Genomic DNA, 6,124 nt, shown 5'->3' with positions numbered 1-6,124 from the left:
TAAAATAATGGCACAAATGATAAAAATACTTGTTGCTGATGCAGATTTAAAGACACGATTAGAATTAAAAAAGTTATTATTTCAAGTAACCCCAGAATCTAAACTTATTTTAGGGGATAAAGACCTACAAATAGTTGGTGAAGCAGATAGTTTCAGGGATATAGAAACATTAGCCACAAAATTCTCACCAGATATTATCCTCCTGAGCACTAATATCGAAGGTCTAAATGCCTCCTGTGGAATAGCGCGGACATTTCCAGGCTCAAGTGTGATAACTCTCAGTGACCGTTCTTTAACCCCGGATGAATTGAAGAAAGCGATGTTAAGTGGCGTCCGCTCCTTTTTAGTTCATCCAATAGACCAACTTGAGTTACATAAGGTCATAATTGAGATATTTGAGTTAAATAATCAAAGACGGGAAAAAATAGAGACCACGGCGGTTACGCCTGCTCCTATAGTGAAAAGCAAAATAATTGCAGTTTTCGGGGCAAAAGGCGGTGTTGGGAGAACTCTATTAAGCACTAATTTAGCCGTATGTATGGCTGAGTCCCTTCATCCCCAAAATAAAAAAGTTGCCTTGATAGATCTTGACTTACAATTTGGTGATGTTGCCATTATGCTTAATTTGTCTCCAACTAAAACTATTACCGGCTTAACTAAAGAGATTAATGAATTAGGCGAGATAGATGATGAATTATTAGAATCCTATCTGATTAAATATCGGGATAAACTCGCCATTTTACCTGCACCACTAACCCCAGAAGAGGCAGATTTAGTTAGCGGCGAACACATAGAAAAAATTCTAAAACTAATCCGTAATAAATACCATTACACCATTATTGATTGCAGTCGAATTTTATCTGAGTCTATTTTAGTTGCCTTAACCAGTGCGGATATAATTATTTTATTGCTTACCCTCGATATTCCTACAATTAAAAACGCAAAACTATCATTAGAAATAATGGAAAAACTTGGATTTATGCCTAAGGTAAAATTAGTTCTCAATCGAGCTAATACCAAAATGGGCATTTCTATGAAGGAGGTAAAAGAAGCCCTTTCTGTGCCTATCCTCGAATTAATTCCAAGTAATGGTCCTGTGGCTATCCCTTCCATAAACGAAGGCGTGCCTTTTATTATTAAAAACCCTAAAAGTGATATTTCTAAGAGTATTACTCAACTTGCAGATAGACTTATCGAAAGAATTGATAAGGTTAAACCTAAGAAGTGGTGGAAATGATTAAAAATGGAGAGATTGACAAAAATGCTGGAAGTAAATAAAAAACAAAATATTAAAGATGGATATAAAATCATAAAAATCAATCGAGATGGTATAGATTTACAAAATAATCCTATTATACAGCAACTTTTGTCTCTTTATTCTAAAGAAGATATATACTTTGAATTTAAAGATAATGATTTAATAATTAATCTATATCAAATAGATTTTGCTGATTTCAAAAGGAATATATATATTTTATCAAAAGATGCGGATGATAAAGAATCCAACATATTAAAAGTTATATTGGAGAGCATTGAAAAAATAAAAAGTTATGGTTTAAAAGGTAGAAAAAGATTATATGTCGGATATACTCGAGAGAGAAAAGTTAAGGGAAGAGAAGGAAAAGAAAAAGAAAGAGGAATGTATTATTATGCAAAAGATAATACCTTCTCAAAAAATAACCACAGGGTGCCTGAACAGTTTATAAATAAAATAATAAAAGGAGATAGTGAAGAAGTATTAAAGCAATTCCCTGACAATTGTATAGATTTAATTTTTACATCCCCACCGTATAATTTTGGATTAGATTATGAAAATCATAAAGATGGGACAGAATGGAATTCATATTTTAATAAACTATTTGCTGTATTTAAGGAGTGTATAAGGGTTTTAAAATATGGCGGGAGAATTATTGTTAATGTTCAACCTTTATTTTCAGATTATATTCCAATTCATCACATAATCTCTAATTTTTTTATGAGCCAAAAAATGATCTGGAAAGGTGAAATTTTATGGGATAAACATAATTGGAATTGCAAATATACCGCCTGGGGGTCATGGAAAAGCCCAAGTAATCCCTATTTAAAATATACATGGGAATTCCTTGAAGTATTTTGTAAAGGCGATTTAAAGAAAGACGGTAATAGTGAAAATATTGATATTTCTGATGAAGAATTTAAGAAATATGTAATAGGAAAGTGGGATATTGCTCCAGAAAGAAACATGAAAAAATATGGACATCCGGCGATGTTTCCTGAAAATCTCGTTGAGAGGATATTAAAATTGTTTTGTTATAAAGGCGATGTAATTTTAGACCCTTTTAATGGCGTCGGAACAACTACTGCTGTGGCTAAAAAACTGTCCCGAAAATATATTGGTATTGACATTTCTGAAGAATACTGTAAAAAAGCAGAAAATAGACTTAAAGAAACACAGATTGACATGAGATTATTTTAGAGAAAAGTATGAAAAACAAAGTTTCAAGAAACATTCAATCACTTATTAATGCTTATGAGTTTTTGGTTAAAGGCATTGATACAAAGGCAAAGGATTCCGAAGACAGAGCGTACGGTGGTATTATAAGGGCAGGGAAAGGATTATTAGTTGAGAGTTTAGCCAAAAGTTTAATAGAAATAGCATGGGAGGAATTGGGTTATGATATTAATCGATTATCTACCGAAAGAAAAAGGATAAAAATCCCATTGAAAAAGGAATACCTAAAAAGAATTAAGAGTCTTGAAGTAAAGGAATACATTGAAAAAAATATAAAAAGGTTTTATTATTCATTAGCCACAGATATACATGTTTACATAGATGGTAAGTTTAAAATTGCAATAGAATGTAAAGCATATACTGAAAATGCAATGTTGAAGAGAATTCTTGTTGATTTTACCTTGTTAAAACAAATGTATCCTGATTTGTTTTTTGTACTTTTTCAATTAGAAAGTCAATTAGGTGGAGATTATTCATCAGCAAATAGTGTCCAATATGGTAGTCCCTCTACACATACTCTATTATCATATTTTGATATTGACTTAAATATACTTACTTTACTTGAAGGAGAGCGCAAAGTTAATAGACCAATACATAAGCCTGATTATTACAAGGCATTACGAAAAGAAAACCTTTTAATTGCATTTGAAGTTATGAAGAATTTATTAAATAAAACCATTTAAGCCTGAAGAAATAGCAAGACGGGAAACATCTCATAAGGATAGAGAGAGTGGATGTAAATTACAAAATTCGTAACCGTTCACCGCAGAGTAAAGATTAGAAAAAAGTGGAGAGTAGTTATGGCTAAAGTTTTTTTTATGAATATGCGGGCAAGTTTTGGTGAGAATTCATTTGCTAAATTTAATAAATTGCTAAAAAAATTAAAGTTAAATGAATTAGTAACTAAAAATGCCCTTATTGCCATCAAACTCCATTTTGGTGAAATGGGTAATCTGGCATTTATTCATCCCATCTGGATAAGGGAGTTAGTCAAGTATGTCAAGGCGGCTGGTGGAAATCCATTTCTGACCGATACGAATACCCTTTATGCCGGCAGTAGAGCCAATGCCGTCAAACACCTGCAAACCGCTTATGCCAACGGCTTTACTTATTCCTGTGTTCAAGCACCAATAATCATTGGCGATGGACTAAAAGGAGAGGCAAAACTTGAGGTAACAATTAATAAAAAACATTTTAAATCAGTCACAATCTCACAAGTAGTTAAAGAAGCAGATTTGTTGATTAGTTTAGCCCATTTTAAGGGACATGCGGTTACAGGTTTTGGAGGCACGCTAAAAAATATGGGGATGGGGCTGGCAGACCGTAGTGGTAAATTTAAAATGCACTGCAATGCGGTCCCGTTAGTCAAAGCAAAGAATTGTCAGGGGTGTTTAATTTGTGTTGATAATTGCCCGGGACAGGCAATAAATGTTGAAAATAAATTACCCAGAATTGATAAAAATAAATGTCTTGGTTGTGGGGAATGCCTGGTGATGTGCCCGAATAAGGTTTTTAATGTTGATTGGCTGGGGCTTTCTTCGATAGTTGTTCAGGAGAGAATGGTTGAATTTGCCTACGGGGCTCTTTTAGATAAAAAGGCGTGTTTTTTTAATTTTATTATGGATGTTAGCCCGGATTGTGATTGTTGTCCGCATTCTGATGCTAATATCATTCCGGATGTTGGCATTTTATCTTCATTAGACCCTGTGGCGATTGACCAGGCGGCGATTGACCTCGTAAATCAACAAATCGGTATCCCAAATACCGCCTTAAAAAGCAATCTTGAACCAGGAAAAGATAAATTACAGGGAATTATCCATAACCTAACCGGAGAACCTCAACTTGCTTATGCCCAGCAAATTGGATTAGGAACAAGAAAGTATGAGTTGGAAGAGGTATAAAAATTAAATATTAAAATGCAAAATGACATATCAAATATCATATCAAAAATCAAAGAGCAAATATCAAAATTAAGGAATTCTTTTATTCTTATTTTTGATTTTTAATATTTGATTTTTTTTATTGCCTTACAAGTATTTTTGCATTTTGCTTTGTAATTTTGATTTTTACATTTTGATATTTGCATTAAACTCCTGGTGGAATATTTTACATCGGTATCCTATTATTTACCAAAGAGTTACGCCTTAAATTAGCGTCATTCAGAACACGCTAAACACCTACCCCTCTTTTGAGGGGAAGTTCCGCTTTAAGGATTGCCTTGACTAAACCTTTTATTGTATATTCCTTAGCCGTAATATCTACTTTTAGACCAAGGGCTTGTGCCTTTTGAGTAGTGATAGGACCAATAGAGGCTATTTTGACTTTATTTAAAAGATGGTTAATTTCCTCTTTATTAAAAAGACAACAGAAATTTGTCACTGTAGATGAGCTGGTAAAGGTAATTATATCAATTTCGCCGCGAGATAACAATTCTTTCAAATAACCTACATCTGATTCTTCTTTAATTGTTCGATATGCCGCCACATCATCTACTTGTGCCTCCATTTCTTTTAGTCCTTCAATCAATACCTGGCGCGCCTCTTCACTTCTTGGCACAAGAACTCTTTTTCCTCTCATTTCAAATTTTTTAAATCCTTCAATCAATCCTTCCTGCGTCCATTCTTCTTCAGGCTGGTAATCAACATTTAATTCTAAATCCCTGAGCATTTTGTTAGTTGCAGGACCAATTGCGGCTATTTTTAGACCTTTTAATTCGCGGATATCCTTGCCAATTTTTCTTAATTGATTAAAGAAGTATTTTACTCCATTAACACTGGTAAAGATAATCCAATCATAAGTATCAAGTTGGGTAATGGCATTGTCTAATTTTTTAACATCTACAGGTAGAACGATTTTAATCACCGGGAATTCGACAACCGAAGCCCCATAGGTTTTTAATAATTTACTTAACTCACTTGCCTGTTCTCTTGTCCGGGTGATTAAAATCTTCTTGCCAAATAACGGCTTTTTCTCAAACCAATTAAGTGATTGGCGTAAATTTACTACCTCACCAATAATGCTAATGGTTGGAGGTTTTAACCTATGGATTTTTTCCACGATATTGTTCAATGTGCCTGTAATTGTTTTTTGGTCACTCAATGTTCCAGAGTAAATTACGGCAATGGGCGTTTGTCCATTTAACCCATTGTTTATCAATTCATTAATAATTTGTTCCAATTTTGAAGTCCCCATCAGGATAACAAGTGTCCCGCCAACTTTAGCTATCTCTGACCCGGGTAAAGAAGATTTGTCTAAAGCCTCATGACCCGTAATAATAGTTACAAGGGATGTATATTTTCGATGGGTTAATGGAATGCCAGCGTAGGCAGGCACAGCAACCGCAGATGTTACGCCTGGCACAACTTCAAAATCTATACCGTTTTCAACAAGGAATTCAGCTTCTTCGCCACCTCTACCAAAGACAAATGGGTCGCCACCTTTAAGTCGAACGATGACTTTGCCTTCGTTAGCTTTATCTACCAATAATTGGTTAATTTGTCCTTGAGAAAAGGTATGTTCACCAGCCTTTTTCCCAACATAAATTACCTCCGCACCATTTTTAACCCAATTCAGTAGTTCTTCATTCGCCAGATAATCATAGACAACCAATTCTGCTTGCTGAAGGCATTCTAA

Annotated in this window: 5 protein-coding genes; 4 read left to right on the top strand and 1 reads right to left on the bottom strand. The window is 34.1% G+C overall.

Annotated elements, in window-relative coordinates; translation table 11 throughout:
- From AB1422_15320 to AB1422_15305, 4 genes are all read left to right on the top strand, one after another.
- A partial coding sequence (locus tag AB1422_15320; protein ID MEW6620681.1) for an AAA family ATPase occupies positions 1 to 1,237 on the top strand: 1,237 nt, incomplete at its 5' end.
- A 6-nt stretch (positions 1,238 to 1,243) separates the two neighbouring features.
- Entirely contained in the window at positions 1,244 to 2,455 is a 1,212-nt protein-coding gene (locus tag AB1422_15315) for a site-specific DNA-methyltransferase (protein MEW6620680.1), read from the top strand.
- Positions 2,456 to 2,463: 8 nt separating this feature from the next.
- Positions 2,464 to 3,174 carry a restriction endonuclease gene (locus AB1422_15310; protein ID MEW6620679.1) on the top strand — a complete coding sequence of 237 codons (711 nt, stop codon included), beginning with the start codon at positions 2,464 to 2,466 and terminating at the stop codon, positions 3,172 to 3,174.
- A 117-nt stretch (positions 3,175 to 3,291) separates the two neighbouring features.
- Entirely contained in the window at positions 3,292 to 4,392 is a 1,101-nt protein-coding gene (locus AB1422_15305) for a DUF362 domain-containing protein (GenBank protein ID MEW6620678.1), read from the top strand.
- Positions 4,393 to 4,660: 268 nt separating this feature from the next.
- On the opposite strand, the gene cobA is transcribed toward AB1422_15305, so the two are convergent.
- On the bottom strand, positions 4,661 to 6,124 hold a 1,464-nt coding region (gene cobA / locus AB1422_15300; GenBank protein MEW6620677.1), incomplete at its 5' end, for a uroporphyrinogen-III C-methyltransferase.

The sequence above is a fragment of the bacterium genome (genome assembly GCA_040757115.1).
Classification (GTDB): Bacteria; UBA9089; CG2-30-40-21; order CG2-30-40-21; family SBAY01; genus JBFLXS01.
The sequence above is the reverse complement of the archived record's forward strand: the minus strand, read 5'-3'. Positions and strand labels throughout refer to the sequence as shown.